Raw genomic sequence first — 20,505 nt, forward strand, 5'->3', positions numbered from 1 at the left:
GAATGGGCGGGCCACGAGGCGCCGCGCTGGGCGGCGAACTTCTTGGCCCGCCCTCGGGACGCGGGCCAAGGCGGAATGCGCGATCACTGTCGGTCGCGATCCGGTGGTCCAAGGGCTTCGGGCCGACGACAGCCGGCCCCGGGAATTCAACCAGACGGCTTCGGCGGTGTGACCCGGCGCCACCCGGTTGGCGCTGGACACCACGTCTCGCCCACACCACGTCTCGCCCACACCACGTCTCGCCCACATCGCGCCTGGCCCCTTCGGGCCCGGGCCGGTGGGAAGAGGTTCACCTGGCCGCAACAGACCCTCGGTTACTGTCCCCGCATGGCTGGCTTCGCGCGAAGGCCCAGGGTGGCGATCGTGTTTGGCGGGCGCGGCCCGGAGCACGCGATCTCCTGCGTGTCCGCTCGCGGCGTGCTGGCCGCGGTGGACCGCGACCGGTATGAGGTCGTCCCGGTCGGCATCGCGCCGGACGGGCGGTGGCTGGCGCTGCCCGACGACCCGGCGGCGCTGGCCGGTAACGGCCATGAGCTGCCCGAGGTGCGTTCGGGCGCCGGCCAGGGCGTCATCCTTTCACCGGGCCCGAACGGGGCCGCCCTCGTCGCGCTGGACTCCGTCACGGAGGCGGCGGCCGCGCCCGCCTTGGCGGCCGGGATCGTCGGCGGTGAGCCCGGCGGCCTGGACGTTGACGTGGTCTTCCCGCTGCTGCATGGCCCTTACGGCGAGGACGGCACGATCCAGGGCCTGCTGGAGATGGCCGGGCTGCCCTACGTCGGCTCCGGGGTGTTCGCCAGTGCCGCCGCGATGGACAAGCAGCACATGAAGGCCCTGCTGGCGGCGGCCGGGCTGCCGGTCGGTCCGTATGCGGTGCTGCGGGTGGGGGAGACCCTCTCGGAGGCCGACAAGGCGCGTCTGGGCCTGCCGATGTTCGTCAAGCCCGCGCGGGGCGGGTCGAGCATCGGGATCAGCCGGGTGGACGCCTGGGAGGACCTGGACACCGCGATCAAGACCGCGCGCGAGTCGGACCCGAAGGTGCTCGTCGAAGCGGCGATCGTCGGTCGGGAGATCGAGTGCGGCGTGCTCGACCGGCTCGGCGGCGGCGAGCCTGAGACCAGCGTCCCAGCGGAGATCGTCGTCGACTCCTCGGCCGGTTTCTACGACTTCGAGGCCAAGTACGCCTCATCGAACACCCGCCTGGACGTCCCTGCCGGCCTGCCACCCGAGACCGCCGCCCGGGTGCGCGCCGCGGCGGCCGCCGCGTTCCGCGCGCTCGACTGCGCCGGGCTCGCCCGGGTCGACGTCTTCCTCACCCCGGCCGGCGGGGTGATCATCAACGAGGTGAACACGATGCCGGGCTTCACCCCCACCTCGCTGTTCCCCCGGATGTGGGCGGCCAGCGGCCTGGACTACCCGGCCTTGGTGGACCGCCTCATCGAGCTGGCGCTGCGCCGCGGCAGCGGCCTGCGGTAGTGACCGGCGGTAGCCCCGGCGTCCTCCGTTCGTCTCAGGGCCCAGGGCTCAGGGCGCGGTGTCGACGGTATGGGCCAGGACGGCGGGGTTGACAGCCGCGATCACGTTGTAGGGCACGATGTCGTCCGGAAAGGTCAGCGTCACCTGCGGCCGCCTGGTCGGCGTCGACCAGCGTGACCTCCCTTCGGCCTCCTCCGGGAACCAGCGCACACCGTCGTGCTCGGAGACGACGGAGTCCGGCCGGTAGGTGGTGGCGACGCCTTCGACCCCGCAGGTGACCAGGACGGGCGCGGAGCCGAACGCGGCGGCGGCCACCCCCTGCGGAGTGACCTGGCGCCGGTCCAGCCCCTCGCCGAGCGAGTCGGGCAGTGCGTCCAGCAGAGCCCGGCACGACGCGGCGGCCTCGCCGGTCGGCGTCGGCGCACCCGTCACCGTCACCGGCTTGGGCCCGCCCGCGCATCCCGCGGCGAAAAGTGCCATCGCGGCCGCCAGGCCGGCCGCCCGCCAGTTGCTCATCCGGTCAGAAATGCACGACCGGGCAGGTCAGCGTGCGGGTGATTCCTTCGACGGCCTGCACCCGGGCCATGACCAGCTTGCCCAGATCGTCGACCGAACTCGCCTCCGCGCGCACGATCACGTCGTACGGGCCGGTGACGTCCTCCGCCTGCGTGACACCGGGGATCTGCTCGATCTCCTTTGCCACCGACGCGGACTTGCCGACCTCGGTCTGGATAAGGATGTACGCGTGAACCACAGACGCTCCCTCGTCGGACGTCGACAGCCCGTCGAGCAGAAGTACGGGCCGAGAGACGGTAACAGGCAATCGGCCTCCGGGAGAGGCTCCCAGCCGAAGGAACTGCTGTGAACGCGCGAGTCTCCGTGCCGCCAGAGGGCTTGACCGGCCTCGGTTCGGGCGACGGCGCCACCACCGCGGAACAATCACGACCCCCGATCTGTGATTGATACCACCATGCGTTTGTCTGGCCAAGGCCGAACCTGGGTTCAGGTGGGCGAACCGTCGGGTTGGCGCGGTCGCGCGGCGCGGTTCCAGGGGCCCGGATGACAACATGGCCGTGACCGGCGTGACGGAGGAAATGTGACCAGCAAGACAGACGGAGCCGCGAGGCCGGGGGCGGGCGGGGCCACCTCCGGGGCATCACGATGACGTCGGCCGCGGCCGTCACCGCCATTCCGGGGCCGGGTACCGCGCCCCCGCGGGTGCTCGCGATCGCGGGTTCCGACTCCGGCGGCGGCGCCGGAATCCAGGCGGACCTGAAGACGGCCGCCGCGTTCGGCGTGCACGGGATGACGGCGGTCACGGCGGTGACCGCGCAGAACTCGGTCGGCGTCCAGGGGGCGTGGGAGCTGCCGGCCGAGGCCGTGCGGGCACAGATCGTCTCGGTGGTCAGCGACATCGGTGTGGACGCGGTCAAGACCGGCATGCTGGCCACGCCCGAGCTGGTCCGGGTGGTCGCCGAGGAGCTGAGGGGGCTCTCGGCGCCGCTCGTCGTAGACCCGGTCGGAGTGTCCAAGCACGGCCACCGGCTGCTCGAGCCGGCCGCCGTGTCGGTGCTGCGCGACCTGCTCCTGCCGCTGGCCACGGTGACGACGCCGAATCTGGACGAGGTGGCCCTGCTGACCGGCGTCGAGGTGCGCGACGAGGCCGGGCTGTGGCGGGCCGCTGAGGCGATGCTGAGCCTCGGGCCGCGTTGGGTGCTCGTGAAGGGCGGACATCTCCCCGGTGAGGCGGTCGACCTGCTCACCGATGGGACGACCGATGTCGTCCTGCGGGCCGAGCGAGCCGACAACCGACACACGCATGGGACGGGCTGCACGCTCGCCTCGGCGATCGCCGCCGGGCTCGCGATGGGGCTCGACGTTCCGGCGGCGGCGCGGGTCGCCAAGGACTACGTCACCGGCGCGTTGCGGGTGGGGTTTGCCCTGGGGGCCGGGATCGGGCCGGTCGATCACGGCTGGCGGTGGCGGGCCGCGTCGGCCGCGTCGGCGGGCGGGGAAGCGCCGTCACCCCCGATCGCTCCTTCTCACCGACTGGCCAGGTAGGGGCCCCGGAGGGTGTTGGCGGGTCCGGCCTTATACCAGCCCCAGGCAGCCGTCGCCGGCCTCTCAGATCGCTGATCTCCCGAGGCCGATGGCATGAGGCCGGTCGCGTGATCTCCGGGCGCACGGCGGGCCGGGCCGGAGAGCGGGTCCCGAACCGGGCCAGGCCGAAGGGCGCGCGACGGTATCGAGGCCTCGCGCGCCCGGACGCCCGTGGATCAGGGAGTGGGGATGTCGAACCAGCCGAGCACCTTGCCACCGAAGATCATGTCGCCGCTGATCTTCAGCTTGCGGGTCAGGAACATCTTCGTCGGGTCGGCCGTGCCGCTGATCAGCTTGATGAAGCGGACGCCGTCGAGGGTGACGGTCACCTTGGGGCTCTCGACGGGCTGGCGGTTGATGACGCAGGCGCCGTCCCGGATGACCATCTCGTAGTTGTCCGTGCCGCCACCCGGCCGCTCGGTGATGTGGAAGTGCACCACCGCGTTCTGGTCCTTGATCTTGTTTGGGTCGGCCTGCTTCGCCATCCGGTCGAAGTACTCGTCGAGGAGGACCGATCGCTCCGCCCCGCTCATCAGGTCCTCAAGCGCCGCGTCGGGGAGCCCGGCGGTGTAGGAGACCAGTTGCTCAAGGCTGAGCGTGTTCAGGTCCGGCAAGGTCTGGGGCATGTCGGCGGCTCCGGTACAAGAGGGTCCGAGAAACGATCCCTCTCATATCAGCACGCCTGGGTCGGCGGATCGTCAGGGGCACCTGCCTGATCGCCGGTCGGTGGTGAGCCGTTGTCTCCATCCCCGGTCACCGGCGCGAAGCGTCCTACGACGGGAGTGTTCCTCGGCTCCGCGCCGCCTCGTCCGCCCCCGGCGAAGACCGGCCTGAGCCAGGGGGCCAGCCTGCCGGCCACCTCGTCGGGCGCGAGGCGTCAGCCGGCGGGCATTCGTGCCATCACCGGATAAGCGCCATCACCGGACAAGAAAGAGGCGCCACGCACGTGGCGCCTCTTTAGCAAGCTATGTACGCAACCTAGCCACAGAAAGTGACGGCGCCTCAGCGCTGCGTCAAAGCCGGCCACCTCGCCAGCCCGAAACCAGGCACTACCACCGCCATATGCCAGGGTCCGGAACCACGTGGGGAGGACGCTCAGCGTCCGACAGGCTGCGCCCGGCGGCGGGCGCGAAGCGTCCGGCGCGGGACAGCCCTATGCGCGGGTCACCTTGCCCGCCTTGATGCACGAGGTGCACACGTTCAGGCGCTTGGGGGTGCGGCCGACGAGGGCATGCACGGTCTGGATGTTGGGGTTCCAACGCCGCCGCGTGCGCCGGTGGGAGTGGGAGACCGACATGCCGAAGCCCGGTCCCTTGCCGCAGACGTCGCACACCGAAGACACGAGAAACACTCCGCCGAGAGGTTGTTGATGAAGCCGTGGCCGGGGTTCCGGCCGCGCTGGCCCGCCGCTGGCGCCCGCCCACGGGCGGATGCCGGCGGACGAGTGGTGCCGAACGGGCGCCGAAACAACCCGGACACGGCGGTACTCACTGAAGGCTACCGCAGAGACAGCGCGACTGGTGCCTGGGCCGCCGTGGGTCCCCGCGGGTTCCCTGAGGTGCCCGCGAGTCGCGGCGGGCGGCGCGGCCAGGCGGCACGCGGCGCCAGACTGTCGCTGTCCGGGTGCAGTATCGGGAATGTGATCGAGCTGGACACCCCGCTGCGGCACCTGCTGCCGGCGAAGGACGCGAAGCGGCTGGGCGAGCGCCCGCTAGAGCTGGTCACCGTCGCCGACCTGCTCGAGCACCTGCCGCGGCGCTACCACCGGCGTGGGGAGCTGACCAACCTCGCCGACCTCGTCGAGGGCGAGGTCTCCACCGTGCATGCGCGGGTCGTCAGGTCCGAGAGCAAGACTGCTCGCACCGGACGGCGCTACGCGGTCCTGACCGTGACGGACGGGACCGCCCAGATGGCCGTCACCTACTTCAACCCAGCCAGGTCGCCGGTCCGCCGGCTGTCCGGCGGCTCGGTGGCGGTGTTCTCCGGCAAGGTCGAGCGGTTCAACCAACGCCTGCAGATGGTCAACCCGGAGACGCACCCGCTGGAGGACGATGACGGCCCTGGCGACGACCCGGACCGGTGGGCCCGGGCGCTGGTGCCGATCTACCCGGCCACCGAGCAGGTCAACTCGCCGGCGATCGGTCGCTGCGTGCGGGTGCTGCTCGGCGGGCTGGGCGAGCTGGCCGATCCGCTGCCCGCCGACCTGCGGGCCCGCTACCGGCTGGTCGACCTGCGCAAGGCCTACGAGCTGGTGCACCAACCGGAGTCGACGGGCGACGTCGAGCGGGCCCACCGGCGGCTGAAGTGGGACGAGGCGATGACGCTGCAGGTGATCCTCGCCCGCCGCCGCCACGAGATCTCGGCCATGGCGACGATCGCCCGCCGGGCTCGCCCCGACGGGATCCTGACGGCCTTCGACGCCCAGCTTCCGTTCACGCTCACCGACGGCCAGCGCGAGGTCGGGGCGACGCTCCAGGCCGAGCTCGCCGAGCCGGTCCCGATGCACCGGCTGCTGCAGGGCGAGGTCGGATCGGGCAAGACGGTGGTCGCGCTGCGGGCGATGCTCACCGTCGTCGACGCCGGCGGCCAGGCCGCCCTGCTCGCGCCGACGGAGACCCTCGCGGTCCAGCACTACCGGGGTATCCGTGCCCTGCTGGGCGGATTCGGCCGGGCGGGGGAGCTGGACGAGACCCCGCCGGCGACCAGGGTCGCGCTGGTCACGGGCTCGCTCGGCGCCCGGGCGAAGCGGGAGGCGCTGGCGGCGGCCGCCGACGGCGGCGCCGGTCTGGTGATCGGCACGCACGCGCTGCTGCACGAGGGTGTCGCCTTCCGCGATCTGGGGCTCGTCGTGGTGGACGAGCAGCACCGCTTCGGGGTCGAGCAGCGCGACGCGCTGCGTACCCGGGCCACCGACCCCCCACATGTGCTGGTGATGACGGCTACGCCGATCCCGCGCACGGTCGCGATGACGGTGTTCGGTGACCTCGAGGTCTCCACGCTCACCCAGCTGCCGGCCGGCCGGTCGCCGATCGCCACGTTCGTCGTGGACGCGGCCGCGCATCCGAGCTGGCGTGACCGGATCTGGGGCCGCATCCGTGACGAGGTGGCCGCCGGTCACCAGGCGTACGTCGTATGCCCACGGATCAGCTCTGTGGCGGCCGGCCAGGACGATGACGAGGACCCGCTCGAGCCGGAGGACGGACCGAGCGGAACCACGCCGGGCCGTCCACCGGGGTCGCGGACGGGTCCGCCCGCCGCGGAGGCGGGCGGCCGCGCCGATGAGCTCGGTTTCGGCGATGGAGCGGGTTCGCTCGCCGGGGTTGGAGTCGAGGAGCTGCTGCCCTGGCTCGCCGAGGGGCCGCTCGCTGGTCTGCGGGTCGCCGCGCTGCACGGCCGGCTGCCGACGGACGTCAAGGACGCGGTGATGACCAGGTTCGCGGCCGGCGAGGTCGACGTGCTGGTCGCGACGACCGTGATCGAGGTGGGCGTGGACGTCCCCAACGCGACGGTGATCGCCATCATGGACGCGGACCGGTTCGGCGTCTCCCAGCTCCACCAGCTTCGCGGGCGGGTCGGGCGTGGGGAGGCCGCCGGCGTCTGCCTGCTACACACGGAGGTCGACGGCGACACGCCGGCCACGCAGCGGCTCGCGAACGTCGCGGCCACCACCGACGGCGCCGAGCTCGCCCGCCTCGACCTGGGCCAGCGCCGTGAGGGGGATGTGCTGGGCGCGAGCCAGTCCGGCCGGAGCCGCACGGTGCGCCTGCTGGAGCTGCTCAAGGACGAGCGGCTGATCCTGGATGCCCGGGAGGAGTCCGGCCGTCTCGTCGCCACCGACCCGGATCTCGCCTCCCACCCGGCCCTGGCCCGCCGCGTCGCGCTGGCCCTGGACGACCGTCCCGTCGAGTACCTCGAGAAGGGCTAGGGCGCTCCCGCGGCCGGACGCTTCGCGCCCCAGACCTCCCAGATCGCTTCGCGATCCGGCAGGGACCCCGGCCGGGCGGCGCCTGTCGGGCGCCAGAGCGCCCTCCTAGCCTGGATTCGGGGCTGATGCGTATGGCCGGGGTCGGCCTGAGTCGGGGTCGGGGAGGTGGCTGGGTTGGTGGTGCGCCGATGCGCTGTCACTTGTGGTGGCTGGGTTGCGCTGATCGCCTATCAGAGCAGGTCGCGGCTGATGATGTCGCTTGATCGGCCGGAGGCTTGGACCGGATGACGCGGATCGTGGGTGGGGTCGCGGGTGGGCGCCGGCTCGCCGTGCCGCCGGGAATGGGGACCAGACCCACCTCGGACCGAGCGCGGGAGGGACTTTTCAACACGTTGGCGACCCTTGTCGACCTGTCGGGTGCCCGGGTGGCCGACCTGTACGCGGGCAGCGGGGCGGTCGGCCTGGAGGCGCTGTCGCGGGGCGCCAAGCATGCCCTGCTCGTCGAGCGTGACCCGGCGGCGGCGAGGGTCGCGCGGCGTAACGCCACCGAGTTGGGCCTCGCCGGCGCCGAGGTCGTCGTGGGCGCCGTGGAGCGTGTGGTGGACGCCACTGTCGGGCAGCCCTACGACGTGGTTTTCCTGGACCCTCCGTACGCGCTTGACGACGTTCGGCTCGCCGAGGTGCTCCGTCAGCTCGTAGATCAGTGCTGGCTGAACAGGGACGGTGTCTGTGTGGTCGAGCGAACTCGCCGTTCGCCGCCCCCGACCTGGCCAGACGGTGTGACCGAGCTCCGTTCGAGGGGGTACGGGGAGGCCGTCCTCTGGTACGGTTCTCGATCATGAGGAGGGCTGTCTGTCCTGGTTCATTCGACCCGATCACGAACGGCCATCTCGACATCATCATGCGGGCGAGCAAGCTCTTCGACGAGGTCATCGTCGCGGTGTCGATCAACAAGACGAAGACGACGCTGTTCACCGTCGAGGAACGGATGGAACTCATCCGTGAGGCTGTGCGTGACCATCCGCAGGCGACGGCCAACGTCGTCGTGGAGACGTCACATGGGCTTCTGGTCGACTTCTGCCAGGCACACGGCGTCATGTCGATCGTCAAGGGTCTGCGTGCGGTGAGCGACTTCGACTACGAGCTGCAGATGGCGCAGATGAACAACCGGCTGGCCGGGGTCGAGACGCTGTTCATGAGCACGAACCCGCAGTACGCGTTCCTGTCCTCGAGCCTGGTCAAGGATGTCGCCCGCTACGGCGGCGACGTCAGCGGCCTGGTCCCCGACGTCGTCCTCAAGCACCTGCGCGAACGGCTCCAGGAGACCGCCGAATAAGTAGCTCCGGCGGCCCGACTCGCCAGAGTCCGTCCGCATAGGTCGATCGGGGCAAACCTGGGACGAGCCCGGCGCGGTCCCGAGTCATTCGGCGGTCTCCTAGGGCGACGCTGACGGGGACGGTCGCCTGCACCGACCTGGACCTGCCAGCAGACCCCAGCAGACCTCCCAGCAGACCCCCCAGATCGCTCCGCGATCCGGCAGGGACCCCGGCTCCGCGATCCGGAAGGGACCCCGGGCTCCGCCGGATCCGGCGGGGACGCCGCGGTGCCTGCCGGGCGCTGGGGCGCCCTCGCATCGGTGAGGTGGTGCGTCGAGTTGGCCGGGACCGGGTTGGAAGCTGGGATCGGATAGGCTAGTTATCCGTGCCTGGAGCCGGTGGCTTCCAGATGCGCTCCAGCAACCACCACCTTGATGAGATCCCGTGAACTCCGCAGCCTTGACCGGACAAGCGATGACCGGACACCACCGTCCCCGCCGTCAGACCCCCCGTGGCCCCTTTGTGCTCGACACCCGTGAGCTGGGCCGTCGGCCGGGGTCGATGAGGCCTGTCGTCACGAGGGCGCTCGCGCCGAACGAGCTGGGCACGCCGGTACTGCGAGTGCCGCAGGGCGGCCCGGTAGAGCTGGACCTCCGGCTCGAGTCCGTCCACGAGGGCGTGCTGGTCAGCGGAACGGTGTCGGCCGACCTGGTCGGTGAGTGCTCGCGCTGCCTGGACGAGGTGCACGATCACGTGTCCGTCGAGCTGCGCGAGCTGTTCTACTACCCCGACCGGGCCGCCGAGATCGACGACGAGGACGAGGACGTGCTCGTGATCGTGGACGACCACCTCGACCTGGCGCCGGTCGTGCGGGATGCCCTGGTCCTCGACCTGCCGCTCTCACCGCTGTGCCGCCCCGACTGCGCTGGCCTGTGCGTCGACTGCGGCGCGCGGCTGGACGAGGTCGGCCCAGACCACTCCCACGACAGTGCCGACCCCCGGTGGGCCGCGCTGTCGGCATTGACCCAAGCTGGATCCGTCGGCGACGTCGCCGGGCGGGAAACGAAGGAGAAGGACTAGTGGCCGTCCCGAAGCGGCGGATGTCGCGCAGCAACACCCGGTCTCGGCGGGCACAGTGGAAGGCGACGCTGCCGGCGTTGTCGCGCTGCCCGCGTGGGCACGTGGTCCGGCAGCACAACGCCTGCCCGACCTGCGGCCGGTACAACGACCGACAGGTGCTCGACGTCTGATCTTGACGTGATCCGCGTCGCCGTAGACCTCCTCGGGGAGGGCGTCCCACCGGAATCGGTGCTGGACGCTCTGCCTGCCGCGCTGGATGCCGATCCGGAGCTGGTGGTCACGCTCGTCGTCCCGCCAGGCCCGACGGCCGAAGACCTGGCCGGCCGCGGCATTGTGACCGGCGATCGCGTCCACCTGGTGACCGCCGCGCGGGGCATCCCCGCCGGCGCCGACGCCGTCCGTGACGTGCGCGCGCGGCGGGACAGCGGCGTGCGCGTGGCCGCCCGGCTGGTCCGGGACGGGCGCGCCGACGCGATGGTCTCGGTCGCGCCGCCCGAGGCGGTCGCCGCGGCGGCGCTGTTCACCTTCGGCCTGCTGCCCGGCGCCACCAGGGCGTCGCTGGCGGCCGTCGTGGACGTCGGTCACGCGCCAGGCATCGTGCTGTGTGACGCCGGCGCGTCCGTCGACGTGGCCGCGGACGACCTTGCCCAGTTCGCGCTGGCCGGGGCGGCCTACGCCAGGGTGCGTGCCGGTTCCGGTGAGCCGCGGGTTGGCTTGCTCGCCGCCCGCCCCGCGCTGCCGGACACGATGCGCCGGGCGGCGCACGGGCTGCTCGGCACGCTTGGCGTCGACTACGTCGGCCAGGTGGACGCCGGAGTGCTGGTCGACACCGGCCAGGCTGGCACGGTGACCGGCAAAGGTCCCGACGTCGTCGTGACCGACGGGTTCACCGGCGACGTCGTGCTGGCATGTCTGCGGGCGGTCAGGACGGCGGCAACGACTGCCTTCCCGGAGACGCCGACGGGGCTCGACCCGGCCTGGCGTAGCCCGGCCGGCGCGGATCTGCAGGGGGGGACGATCGTGTTGGGAGTGGACGGTGTCGCGGTGCGGGCGGGCGACCCCGTCGGCGGCCCGGACGACCTTTCCACCGGCATTCCGGCGGCGCTCGCGACGGCGGCGACGGTATGGCGGGGCGGGCTCGTCGCCCAGATCCGCGCCGAGCTCGCCCGCCTGATCGCCCGGCGCAGAGCGATCGCGGGGCTGTCGCTGTGAGCGCAGGAGCAAGCGAGCGGAGTGGTCGTCCGAGGCGGACCTCCCAGATCGACTCCGTCGATCCGGCAGGAACCCCGGAGGACGGCCGCGAGCAGGGGTCCCCGTTCGGCGCGGATGCGACGACCGGGGGAGCGAGGAGTGCGGCGACGGAGCGAACCCGAGAGACGGTGAGCCGCGGCGCGACGGTCCCGCAGGGCCGTGAGGGGCTGCTCACCGCGCTCGACCTGCGCCTCGACCCCAGGCTGCTCGACCGGGCGCTCACCCACCGGTCGTACGCCTACGAGAACGGCAACCTGCCTACCAACGAACGGCTGGAGTTTCTCGGCGACGCCGTGCTTCAGCTGGTCGTCACCGATGCGCTCTACCGGCGCCACCCGGACCTTGCCGAGGGTGCGCTGGCCAAGCAACGGGCCTCGGTGGTGAACATGCGGGCGCTCGCCGCCGTCGCCCGCGACATCGGCCCGGCGGGCATCGGCCCCTATCTGCTGCTCGGCAAGGGCGAGGAGACCACGGGGGGCCGGGACAAGCCGAGCATCCTCGCCGACACGCTCGAGGCTCTCATCGGCGCGGTCTACCTGGAGCTCGGGCTCGAGGTCGCCTCGGAGTTCGTGCACCGCCACTTCGACCCGCTCCTCGACGAGGCGGCCGGCCGCGGCGCGGGCCTCGACTGGAAGACCTCCCTGCAGGAGCGCACCGCCGAACTGGGGATGGGCCCGCCCGACTACGTGGTCACCGACTCCGGCCCGGATCACGCCAAGAGGTTCCGGGCGAGAGCTCGCATCTCCGACCGGATCTACGGCGAGGGCGAGGGGGGCAGCAAGAAGGAGGCCGAGCAGCGCGCGGCCGAGCATGCGTTCGTAGCCCTCCAGGGCCTTGCTCCGGCCACCTCCGTTGCCGCGGCCACCGCCGATGCTTCGGGCCTGCCAGGCGACGGCGGCCCGGCCGGCCCGTCCCCGACGCCGCCGGAGGCCGGTCTCACGGACCCGCTGGCACGGATGGCCAGCGCCGAGGCTGCTGCTCCCGCGCCCGCGGGGGAGCCGGGCTGAGCCATGCCAGAACTGCCCGAGGTCGAGGTGGTACGGCGCGGCCTGGAACGCGGCGTGGTCGGCCGCACGATCGCGAAAGTGAGTGTGCTGCACCCGCGCGCCGTGCGCCGGCACGTGACGGGCGCCGCCGACTTCGAGGCGGCGCTCATCGGCCAGACGATCACGGCTGCCCGCCGCCGGGGCAAGTACCTGTGGCTGGCGCTCGCGGCCCCAGGTGACCTGGACACTCCGGGCGTGCCCGGCGAGTTGCCCGCCCCGCTCCGGCCGGCCGAGGACGGTGACGCGCTGCTCGGGCATCTCGGCATGAGCGGCCAGCTGCTTGTCGTGCCGCCGAGCACGCCGGACCAGACCCACCTGCGGATCCGCTTCACCTTCACCGACGGCGGCCGCGAGCTCCGGTTCGTCGACCAGCGGACGTTCGGGGGGATGGCGATCGTGGCGGGGGGAGCGTCGCTGCCCGACCCGATCGCCCACATCGCCCGCGACCCGCTGGACCCGCTGTTCGACGACGACGCCTTCGTGGCCGGGCTCGGGGCTCGCCGTACCGGGCTCAAGCGGGCGCTGCTCGATCAGCGGCTGGTCAGCGGCATCGGCAACATCTACGCCGACGAGGCCCTGTGGGCAGCCGGACTGCACTACGCGAGGGGGACCGACACCCTGCGACGGTCCGAAGCCCGCGGCCTGCTCGCCGAGGTGCGTGCCGTGCTGACCGCGGCGCTCGAGGCCGGCGGCACGTCGTTCGACCAGCTTTATGTCTCCACCGAGGGTGTCAGCGGACTGTTCGAGCGGGAGCTCGCGGCCTACGGCCGCGAGGGAGCGCCGTGCCGGCGGTGCGCGAGCCAGATCCGCCGCGACGCGTTCATGAACAGATCCAGCTTCACCTGCCCCACCTGCCAGCCCCGCCCTCGCGGCGGCCGCTGGTAGGCCGCCGGCCCGACGTGGCGACGCCCGTCGTGCCGGCTTGGGCGAACGTGCGCTGGCCTACCGGTAGGTCCAGCCGAAGTAGGCCCAGCCGGCAGGAACCCGGCCGCGTTCGGCGCCGTCAACGATTCTTCGCCAGTCCCGGTGGGGTGTCGATTCGGGGGGTGCACCCCCCGATGTCCGTAGGGTCATGCCGGCACCCACACTGGGCCTGACCAGGTGCGCCCCGGCGAGTCGGGCACCGCGGGAACCTGAGCGCCCTTCAGGGGCCGCATCCGGGGGCCCACCGGGTCGGGTGGCCGGGGACCCTGACGGCGTGCCAGCGGGTCGCGGACGACCCGTGAGCGGACCGCGAGGGATGCCGCCCGCGCACCCTGACCCGGTCCGCTCGTCAGCGGACGGTCCGCGATCTGGCCCATGGACCGTGCTCGGCGTCGACGAAGGAGACGACCCATGAACTCGGACGCCCTGCTCGGCCGGGTACGCAAACTGCTCGCGATGGCCGAGGCCGAGGGGCTGACCGACGCGGCCAGGGAGACCTACAACGCCAAGGCCGCCGAGCTGATCGCCCAGTACGGCATCGACCGTGCGCTGCTCGAGGAGGCCGGGCCGAGCAAGGTCGCCGCCGCCGACCTGGTGCTCGACATCCACCCCCCATATGCGCGGGACAAGATCACTCTATTGGCCAGCATCGTCGCGCCGCTGGGCTGCCGGCTGGTGCACCGCACCGAGCGGCAGCAGGGGCGCACCGGCCACACCGCGCACCTGTTCGGCATGGAGGCCGATCTCACCAGGGCGCAGCTGCTGTTCACCTCGCTGCTCGTCCAGCAGGCACACGGGATCGCTGTCGCGGTGCCCCCGTCCTGGGAGGACCCACGGGCGTTTCGCCGGTCCTGGATGGCGGGGTTCGCGGTCGCCGTGCAGCAGCGGCTGACGGCCGCGGAACAGGCCGCCAGGGCCGCGGCCGAGCCGGAAACCGGAAAGTCCGGCTCTGGGGCCTCGGTGGCACTTGTGCTCGCCGACCGCTCCTCCCGGGTCGAGGCGCACCTGGCGAGCGTCTATCCGCAGCTGCGGGCGGCGCGTGGACGTCAGCTGTCCGGCTCCGGCGGCCATGCCGGTTACAGCGCCGGCCAGCGCGCCGACCTCGGCACCCAGGGCCGGGTCGAGACGCCAACCGCCCGTCGTGCCCTCGGTTGAGGCAAGCGTCCAACGGGACAGTGGGATCGCCCGGAATCGGGAGATCTTAGAGCTTGCCGCCAGGGAGGTTCGGGGCGGCGGTCTGGGTCGGGCCGGCCGTGCGCGGGGGCGCGTAGCCGTCGCTCGGCGCGGGTACCGCGTTCGGGTTGCCGAACGGGGTCGCGCTGGGCCCGTCCACGATCGTGGCTCGTGGCACCGGCACGGAGCCGCCGTCCTGTTGGAAGTTCTGGCCACAGCCGGCGAGCAGCATCGAGCAGCTGACGGCCCCGACTGCGATGGCCGCCACCGCGGCGCTTCGGCCAGGCCGGGCGGCACGCCGGGCCAGGCTGCTGAGGAGGAGAGATGTCGTGTTCACGATGGCTCAGTAGCCTACCGTGCCGATGAATGACCTTCCTCAGAAGTGGCCGCCGGTCGAGCCCGGTGGACCGGCGAACACCGGCGGTGACCAGGCGCGGGAGACGGCCGACGCGGGCGCACGCGTGCGGCTGACCGCCACCGTGTTCGGCCTGGTGCAGGGTGTCGGATTCCGGGACTACGTACGCACAAAGGGCCGCCGCCTCGGCCTGGTGGGCTCGGCGACCAACCGCGCGGACAGCGGAGTCGATGTCGTGGCTGAGGGGCCGGCGGACGCCTGCGAGGCGCTGCTGGAACTCCTTGTAACCGGCCATACCCCCGGGCGGACCGATCGGGTAGAACACACGATCGGTGCCGCGATAGGCGGCATGACTGGGTTTGTGCGCCGCTGAGCCGTCGGCACCCCGTTGACCTGGACAGACAGGCCTGACGGCCGGGTCAAAACGAGGCTCAAGATTCCCGTGTTTCAGGGACGGATGCCCTGCCATGTGGCATGCTCTTGACTTTCGGTGACCGGGTGTGGGAACCTTAGGTCATTCTTTGGGGCGGACTCCGTCTACGTGCGTGGCGCAAGGTCACGCACGCTGGCCGGAGTAGACCAGCGGCTGGAGTAACACCAGTGGTTGGAGGGACGAGTCTACCGGCTTCGTCCCGGGCTTTGTCGCGCCCAGCATCCCGCAAGGTCACTCATCGTGGAGGACCATCACCATGGCGAAGGCCCTTTTCGGCCACGTCGGTTCCGGCAACGACCTCCGGCTTTCGTACGAGGTACGTCGGCTGCGTGCCCGCGTAGCCGAGCTCGAGGCTGAGCTCGCCCGGACGCGTGACGTCAACGACGCGCTCGTCGGCGTTGACGTCCCTGAGGACGTCCGCGAGCTGGACGTCGAACCGGCCCTGACCTGACCTGACCTCTTAGCCGCCTTTCGAGCGGCTTCGCCAGGCGTCGGGTCAGACGTCTCGCTGGGGGCCGCCTCCTGGAACCCTCAGGCCGAGTCTCACTCGGTCTGTTCTCGGATCGCTGAAGGATCCTCGAACGCCCGGACGGTTCTCGGAGCTGGCTACCCGGACCAACGATCTTGTCGATCGACCCTCGGGCGACGTTACGTGTGCCCAGGGTCGGCCGGAGATCGGCTCCGCCACCCGCTCGCTCGTGGCCCGACGGTCTCGCCGTGGCGTGGGTGTACGGGTCTGGAGTTGTCCGTTCTGCTCGCCGTCGCGCCTCGTCGGGTGAAGATCCGACGGCGGCGTCTCGGTTTTGTGGGCGCACCTGCGGGGCGTTCGCGGCTGCCGTGGGCCCGGTGATCGTGCTTGGTCGGTGAGGTCCTCTGGGGCTTCCGGCCGGTACGTCCCCATTGGCCTGTCCGCTCCGGCGGGATGTCGTCGTGGCGCTTCGGCTTCCGGCCTGCCTCGTGGCCGTCGGTTTGGGAGTGGTTTCCTTGTGAGCCTCCCCGCGGTATGTCGACGAGGGTCCGGTCCGTGCCCACCGGTTCGCGTGCTCTCGTGGCTGTCGTAGCCGCTCCGTGGCTCGACGAGCTCTCCGGGTCCGGAGATCGCCGTCGCATCGCGGGCCGCTGGACGGCGTCGCCGGGCGGGTCACCCGCCTCGGGTCAGTGCTGCCCTTCTCGTGGGGTGCCTACTCCTGTCGTTCCAACCATGCACACCCACGTGTCCGACAACCCTGGCGACGGGCCCGGGCCGGTTCGGCGGGGTCGTGCCAGGTTGCCGACGGCCGGCCGAGCGGGATCGCGCTGTGGTTGATGGCCGCGTGGGGCACGCATGTCCGTGATCTACGGATCTTGGTGTCCCGGCGTGAGTCTGATGGTGCCGGGCAGACTATCGCGTTCTGGCCACTCCGTGCGCACAGTGGCGTGTCCTGTTCGTGACAGTGAGTTGGCGGATATCGTTGGCGGCGGCCCGGATGCGGGCCGGCCGCGGTGCCGGCGCCCATGGTCCTTGATCGGCATCCTGATCGGCGGCCGGTCGCGGCGAAGATCGTCGGTCCGGTTTCCGGCGCACCGCGGCGCTCATCCGGAGGGCGACCTTCGGGCCCGACCACGACCGCCCCATCGCTGCGGAGACCGGTGTACCTCAAGAGCCTGACACTGCGGGGCTTCAAGTCCTTCGCGAGCTCGACGACGCTGCGCCTCGAGCCGGGGATCACCTGTGTCGTCGGGCCCAACGGCTCGGGCAAGAGCAACGTCGTCGACGCGATGGCCTGGGTACTCGGGGAGCAGGGCGCGAAGGCGCTGCGTGGCGGCACGATGTCCGACGTCATCTTCGCCGGGACGCCGTCGCGGCCGCCGCTGGGCCGCGCCGAGGTGTTGCTGACGATCGACAACTCCGATGGCGCGCTGCCCATCGAGTACAGCGAGGTCACGGTCGGGCGGCTGATGTTCCGCAGCGGCCAGAGCGAGTACACGATCAATGGCACCTCCTGCCGGCTGCTGGACATCCAGGAGCTCATGAGCGACTCCGGGATCGGCCGCGAGCTGCACGTGATCGTCGGACAGGGGCAGCTGGACGCCGTGCTGCACGCGAGCCCCGAGGAGCGCCGGGCGTTCATCGAGGAGGCCGCGGGCGTCCTCAAACACCGCAAGCGCAAGGAGAAGGCGCTTCGCAAGCTGGAGGCGATGGCCGCCAACCTCACCCGGCTGACCGACCTGTCCGCCGAGCTGCGCCGCCAACTGGGCCCGCTGGGCCGGCAGGCCGAGATCGCCCGCAAGGCTGGCGTCATCCAGGCGACGCTGCGCGACGCGCGGCTGCGGCTGCTCGCCGACGACCTGGTCACCGCGCGGACGGAGCTCGCCGCCGACATCGCCGACGAGGAGACCGTCCGGGCCAAGCTTGCCGAGACCGAGGGCGCCCACGCCGCCGCCGCCGAGCGGGAGCAGGCGCTCGAGGCCGAGCTCGCCCGGATCGTCCCCCGCGCCGCCGCCGCCCAGGAGACCTGGTACGCCCTCTCGTCGGTGCGCGAGCGGCTGCGGGGCACCGGCCAGCTGGCCACCGAGCGCGCCCGGCTGCTGCGAGCCGGCGCCCAGGCCACCCGGGGCGGGCGCGACCCCGAGGAACTGGAGCAGGAGGCGGCGGCCGTTCACGAGCGCGAGGCCGCGCTGCAGGCCCGTCTGGAACGCGACCGGGACACGCTGACCGAGGTCGTGAGCCGGCGCGCCGAGCTGGAAGCCGCCCTCGCCGCGGAGGAGCAGGCCCTGCTCACCGCGAGCCGCGCCGCCGCGGCCCGGCGCGAGGGCATCGCCAGGCTCGCGGGCAAGGTCGAGACGGCCCGCTCCCGCGCGGCGGCGGCGGAGTCCGACATCGTCCGGCTTACCGAGGCGCTCGACGCGGCTCAGGCCCGCGACGCCGAGGCCAGCGGCTCGCGTGAGGCGCTCGACACAGAGCTCGCCAGGATCGAGACGGAGCGGGACGAACTGGCCGGCCGGCACGAGTCGGCCATCGCCCTGCACACCGCGGCGACCGAGCGGCTGGAGGCGCTGCGGACCCAGGAGCGCGGCGCCGACCGGGACCGCGCGTCGGCCGCCGCCCGCCGGGACGCGCTCTCGCTGTCGCTGGCCCCGGCCGACGGCGCCGCCGCGCTGCTCACGGCCACCGGCGACGCCACGGACGAGCGAGGCGGCGGCCAGGCGCGGGCTTCCTCCCAGACCGGTGGATCCGAGCCCGGAGGCACGGGTGGCGGGCGAGCCGGCGGGGGCAGAGCGGCTGGCAAGGGCAAGCAGGGGCGACCAGCCGAGCCCGCGCGGGTGTTCGAACCGCCGCGGACCCCGATCCAGATCTTCGGGCGGTTGGTGAACATCCTCGCGGTCACGCCGGGCGCGGAGGTGGCGATCGCCGCCGCCCTGGGGCCGGCCGCCGACGCGCTCGCCGTCGGGTCCGTCGACGACGTGGTCACCGCCCTGAGCTGGCTGCGGACCGCCGAGGCCGGCCGGGCCGCCTTCGTCCCCGCGTTTCCGCCGCCCGCCCCGCCGGCCGCCGGCGAGCTCGCCGACGGCCTGCCTGCCGAGGCCGTGCCGGCGCTGGAGCTCGTGCGGGTCGTCGACCAGCGGTTCGCGCCGGCCGTGGCCGCCATCCTCGGCGGGGTCGTCGTCGTCGACGACCTGGCCGGCGCCGCCAGGCTCGCCGCGGCCCGGCCCGGGCTTCGGCTGGTGACCCGCGATGGCGACACCCTTGGCCCGCCGGCCGCGGTCGGCGGCAGCGCGCACGCGCCCTCGCTGCTCGAGCTCGCCGCCGCCGCGGAGGAGGCCGCGGTCGCGATGGCCACCGCCGAGGCGCGGGCTGAGGCGTCGCGCACCGCCATGGAGCCCGCCCGCGAGGAGGTCGCCAGGACCAGGGCCGCGATCGACGCGGCCAACGCCGACCGCTCCGCCGCCGGCGCCCGCCACCGGGCGCTGACCGACCAGCTCGCCCAGCTGGACCGGGGCAGGGGCTCCGTCGCCGGGGAGATCAGCCGGTTGGAACGCGGCCGGCTCGCCGCCGAGGCGACGCGCGACCAGACCTACGGCGCGCTCGCCGAGCTCGAGGCGGCACTCGCGGCGAGCGACGACGAGCTGGACGTCGACGAGCGGTCGGCCGAGGAGCGCGACCGGCTCGTCGCCGCCACGGCCGCGGTCCGGGGCGAGGAGGTCGAGGCCAGGCTCGCGGTGCGCACCAGCGAGGAGCGCGCCCGCGGGCTCGCCGGGCGGGCCGACGCCCTGCTGCGCCAGGCCGCCCAGGAACGCGCCGCCCGCGCCGCGGCCGCCCGCACCCGGGCGCTGCGCGAGCGGCAGGCGAAGATCGCCGCCGCCGTCGCGGCCGCGGCCGATCAGGCGCTCGCCGCCTGCGAGACCTCGCTGGCCGCCGCGGCGGCTGAGCGGGAGCAGGCGGAGACCGCCCGCCGGGCGACCGACACCGAGCTCGCCGGAGTGCGCGACCGGGTGCGCGCCTACGCCGCGGCACTGTCCGCGCTGCGCGACGAGGCTCACCGGGACGAGCTGGCCCGGGAGGCCAAGCGGCTGCGGTCCGAGGCGCTCGAGGCCAAGGCGCTGGAGGAGCACGGCATCGCCGCCGACGACCTGGTCACCGAGTACGGCCCCGCGCTGCCGGTACCGCCGGACGAGGAGGGCGGCAAGGAGCGGCCCTTCGACCGCGCCGAGCAGACCGCGAGGCTCGCCACCGCGGAGAAGCAGCTGGTTCGGCTTGGGAAGATCAACCCGCTCGCCCTCGAGGAGTTCGAGGCCCTGCAGGAGCGGGCCGCGTTCCTGTCCGCGCAGCTCGACGACATCAAGAACACCCGGCGCGACCTGTTGCTCGTCGTCGAGGAGGTCGACTCCCGGGTCCGCGAGGTGTTCGCCGCCGCGTTCCAGGACACCGCCCGCGAGTTCGAGATCGTCTTCGACACGCTGTTCCCCGGCGGCGAGGGCCGGCTCGTGCTCACCGACCCCGAGGACATGCTCACGACCGGAATCGAGGTGGAGGCCCGCCCGCCGGGCAAGAAGGTCAAGCGGCTGTCACTGCTGTCCGGCGGCGAGCGCTCGCTGACCGCCCTCGCGATGCTGTTGGCGATCTTCCGGGCCCGGCCGTCGCCGTTCTACGTCCTCGACGAGGTCGAGGCGGCGCTCGACGACCGCAACCTCGGCCGCCTGCTGAACGCCGTCGAGGGGCTCAGGCAGAAGTCGCAGCTGATCATCATTACGCACCAGAAACGCACCATGGAGATCGCCGACGCGTTGTACGGAGTCTCGATGCGCGGTGACGGTGTGACCACGGTGATCAGCCAGCGGCTGCGCGAGCGGGCCTCCGCCTGAGGCTGTCCCGCGGCGGACGCTCCGCGCCCGCCGCCGGGCGCAGCCTGTCGGGCGCAGAGCGCCCTCCCCACGTGGTTCCGGGCCCT

At 72.7% G+C, this 20,505-nt stretch carries 19 protein-coding genes; 14 read left to right on the forward strand and 5 right to left on the reverse strand.

The window, feature by feature from the left end:
* Window positions 1-327 precede the first annotated feature (327 nt).
* Complete coding sequence (locus QOZ89_RS29815; protein ID WP_071050586.1) at window positions 328-1,473, forward strand: D-alanine--D-alanine ligase family protein; 1,146 nt, start codon at window positions 328-330, stop codon at window positions 1,471-1,473.
* A gap of 48 nt (window positions 1,474-1,521) precedes the next feature.
* On the opposite strand, the gene QOZ89_RS29820 is transcribed toward QOZ89_RS29815, so the two are convergent.
* Window positions 1,522-1,989 carry a DUF3515 family protein gene (locus tag QOZ89_RS29820; protein WP_083419092.1) on the reverse strand — a complete coding sequence of 156 codons (468 nt, stop codon included), beginning with the start codon at window positions 1,987-1,989 and terminating at the stop codon, window positions 1,522-1,524.
* Between the two features lie 4 nt (window positions 1,990-1,993).
* Complete coding sequence (locus QOZ89_RS29825) at window positions 1,994-2,227, reverse strand: Lrp/AsnC family transcriptional regulator (protein WP_071050585.1); 234 nt, start codon at window positions 2,225-2,227, stop codon at window positions 1,994-1,996.
* A gap of 407 nt (window positions 2,228-2,634) precedes the next feature.
* On the opposite strand from QOZ89_RS29825, the gene thiD reads away from it, so the two are divergent.
* A complete protein-coding gene (gene thiD, locus QOZ89_RS29830) occupies window positions 2,635-3,534 on the forward strand; it encodes a bifunctional hydroxymethylpyrimidine kinase/phosphomethylpyrimidine kinase (RefSeq protein ID WP_071050584.1) in 900 nt (299 codons plus the stop codon).
* 215 nt (window positions 3,535-3,749) lie between these two features.
* Here thiD and QOZ89_RS29835 read toward each other — a convergent pair whose 3' ends face one another.
* The gene (locus QOZ89_RS29835; RefSeq protein WP_071050583.1) at window positions 3,750-4,199 is read right to left on the reverse strand and encodes an SCP2 sterol-binding domain-containing protein; all 450 of its coding nucleotides are present in this window, start codon (window positions 4,197-4,199) and stop codon (window positions 3,750-3,752) included.
* Between the two features lie 527 nt (window positions 4,200-4,726).
* Entirely contained in the window at window positions 4,727-4,915 is a 189-nt protein-coding gene (gene rpmB / locus QOZ89_RS29840) for a 50S ribosomal protein L28 (RefSeq protein WP_007516655.1), read from the reverse strand.
* A 297-nt stretch (window positions 4,916-5,212) separates the two neighbouring features.
* Here rpmB and QOZ89_RS29845 point away from each other — a divergent pair, with 297 nt between their 5' ends.
* The 9 genes from QOZ89_RS29845 to QOZ89_RS29885 all read left to right on the forward strand — a co-directional run bounded on the left by QOZ89_RS29845 (window position 5,213) and on the right by QOZ89_RS29885 (window position 14,270).
* On the forward strand, window positions 5,213-7,498 hold the full coding sequence (locus QOZ89_RS29845) for an ATP-dependent DNA helicase RecG (protein ID WP_071050582.1): 2,286 nt from the start codon (window positions 5,213-5,215) through the stop codon (window positions 7,496-7,498).
* Between the two features lie 284 nt (window positions 7,499-7,782).
* Window positions 7,783-8,340, forward strand: a complete 558-nt coding sequence (gene rsmD, locus QOZ89_RS29850; protein ID WP_071050581.1) for a 16S rRNA (guanine(966)-N(2))-methyltransferase RsmD — start codon at window positions 7,783-7,785, stop codon at window positions 8,338-8,340.
* Complete coding sequence (coaD, locus tag QOZ89_RS29855) at window positions 8,337-8,834, forward strand: pantetheine-phosphate adenylyltransferase (RefSeq protein WP_071050580.1); 498 nt, start codon at window positions 8,337-8,339, stop codon at window positions 8,832-8,834. The genes rsmD and coaD overlap by 4 nt, the downstream gene beginning before the upstream one ends.
* A gap of 454 nt (window positions 8,835-9,288) precedes the next feature.
* Window positions 9,289-9,894, forward strand: coding sequence for a YceD family protein (locus QOZ89_RS29860; protein WP_071050579.1), 606 nt, complete (start codon window positions 9,289-9,291; stop codon window positions 9,892-9,894).
* A complete protein-coding gene (rpmF, locus tag QOZ89_RS29865; RefSeq protein ID WP_071050578.1) occupies window positions 9,894-10,064 on the forward strand; it encodes a 50S ribosomal protein L32 in 171 nt (56 codons plus the stop codon). Before QOZ89_RS29860 ends, rpmF begins: the two co-directional genes overlap by 1 nt.
* 7 nt (window positions 10,065-10,071) lie before the next feature.
* Window positions 10,072-11,106 carry a phosphate starvation-inducible protein PhoH gene (locus QOZ89_RS29870; protein WP_071050577.1) on the forward strand — a complete coding sequence of 345 codons (1,035 nt, stop codon included), beginning with the start codon at window positions 10,072-10,074 and terminating at the stop codon, window positions 11,104-11,106.
* Between the two features lie 167 nt (window positions 11,107-11,273).
* On the forward strand, window positions 11,274-12,152 hold the full coding sequence (gene rnc / locus QOZ89_RS29875; protein WP_071050576.1) for a ribonuclease III: 879 nt from the start codon (window positions 11,274-11,276) through the stop codon (window positions 12,150-12,152).
* 3 nt (window positions 12,153-12,155) lie between these two features.
* On the forward strand, window positions 12,156-13,076 hold the full coding sequence (mutM, locus tag QOZ89_RS29880; protein ID WP_071050575.1) for a bifunctional DNA-formamidopyrimidine glycosylase/DNA-(apurinic or apyrimidinic site) lyase: 921 nt from the start codon (window positions 12,156-12,158) through the stop codon (window positions 13,074-13,076).
* 450 nt (window positions 13,077-13,526) lie between these two features.
* Window positions 13,527-14,270: a DUF2786 domain-containing protein gene (locus QOZ89_RS29885; protein ID WP_071050574.1), complete on the forward strand. Its 744-nt coding sequence runs from the start codon at window positions 13,527-13,529 to the stop codon at window positions 14,268-14,270.
* 46 nt (window positions 14,271-14,316) lie between these two features.
* Here the strand turns inward: QOZ89_RS29885 and QOZ89_RS29890 are convergent, their stop codons facing one another.
* Entirely contained in the window at window positions 14,317-14,625 is a 309-nt protein-coding gene (locus QOZ89_RS29890) for a hypothetical protein (protein ID WP_071050573.1), read from the reverse strand.
* A gap of 124 nt (window positions 14,626-14,749) precedes the next feature.
* Here QOZ89_RS29890 and QOZ89_RS29895 point away from each other — a divergent pair, with 124 nt between their 5' ends.
* The 3 genes from QOZ89_RS29895 (at window position 14,750) to QOZ89_RS29905 (ending at window position 20,419) form a co-directional block, all read left to right on the forward strand.
* The gene (locus tag QOZ89_RS29895; RefSeq protein ID WP_071050643.1) at window positions 14,750-15,016 is read left to right on the forward strand and encodes an acylphosphatase; all 267 of its coding nucleotides are present in this window, start codon (window positions 14,750-14,752) and stop codon (window positions 15,014-15,016) included.
* 316 nt (window positions 15,017-15,332) lie between these two features.
* Entirely contained in the window at window positions 15,333-15,527 is a 195-nt protein-coding gene (locus QOZ89_RS29900; RefSeq protein ID WP_071050572.1) for a hypothetical protein, read from the forward strand.
* Between the two features lie 1,178 nt (window positions 15,528-16,705).
* The gene (locus QOZ89_RS29905) at window positions 16,706-20,419 is read left to right on the forward strand and encodes a chromosome segregation SMC family protein (protein WP_071050571.1); all 3,714 of its coding nucleotides are present in this window, start codon (window positions 16,706-16,708) and stop codon (window positions 20,417-20,419) included.
* Window positions 20,420-20,505 lie beyond the last annotated feature (86 nt).

The sequence above is a fragment of the Pseudofrankia coriaricola genome, assembly GCF_032027725.1.
Taxonomy (GTDB): domain Bacteria; phylum Actinomycetota; class Actinomycetes; order Frankiales; family Frankiaceae; genus Pseudofrankia.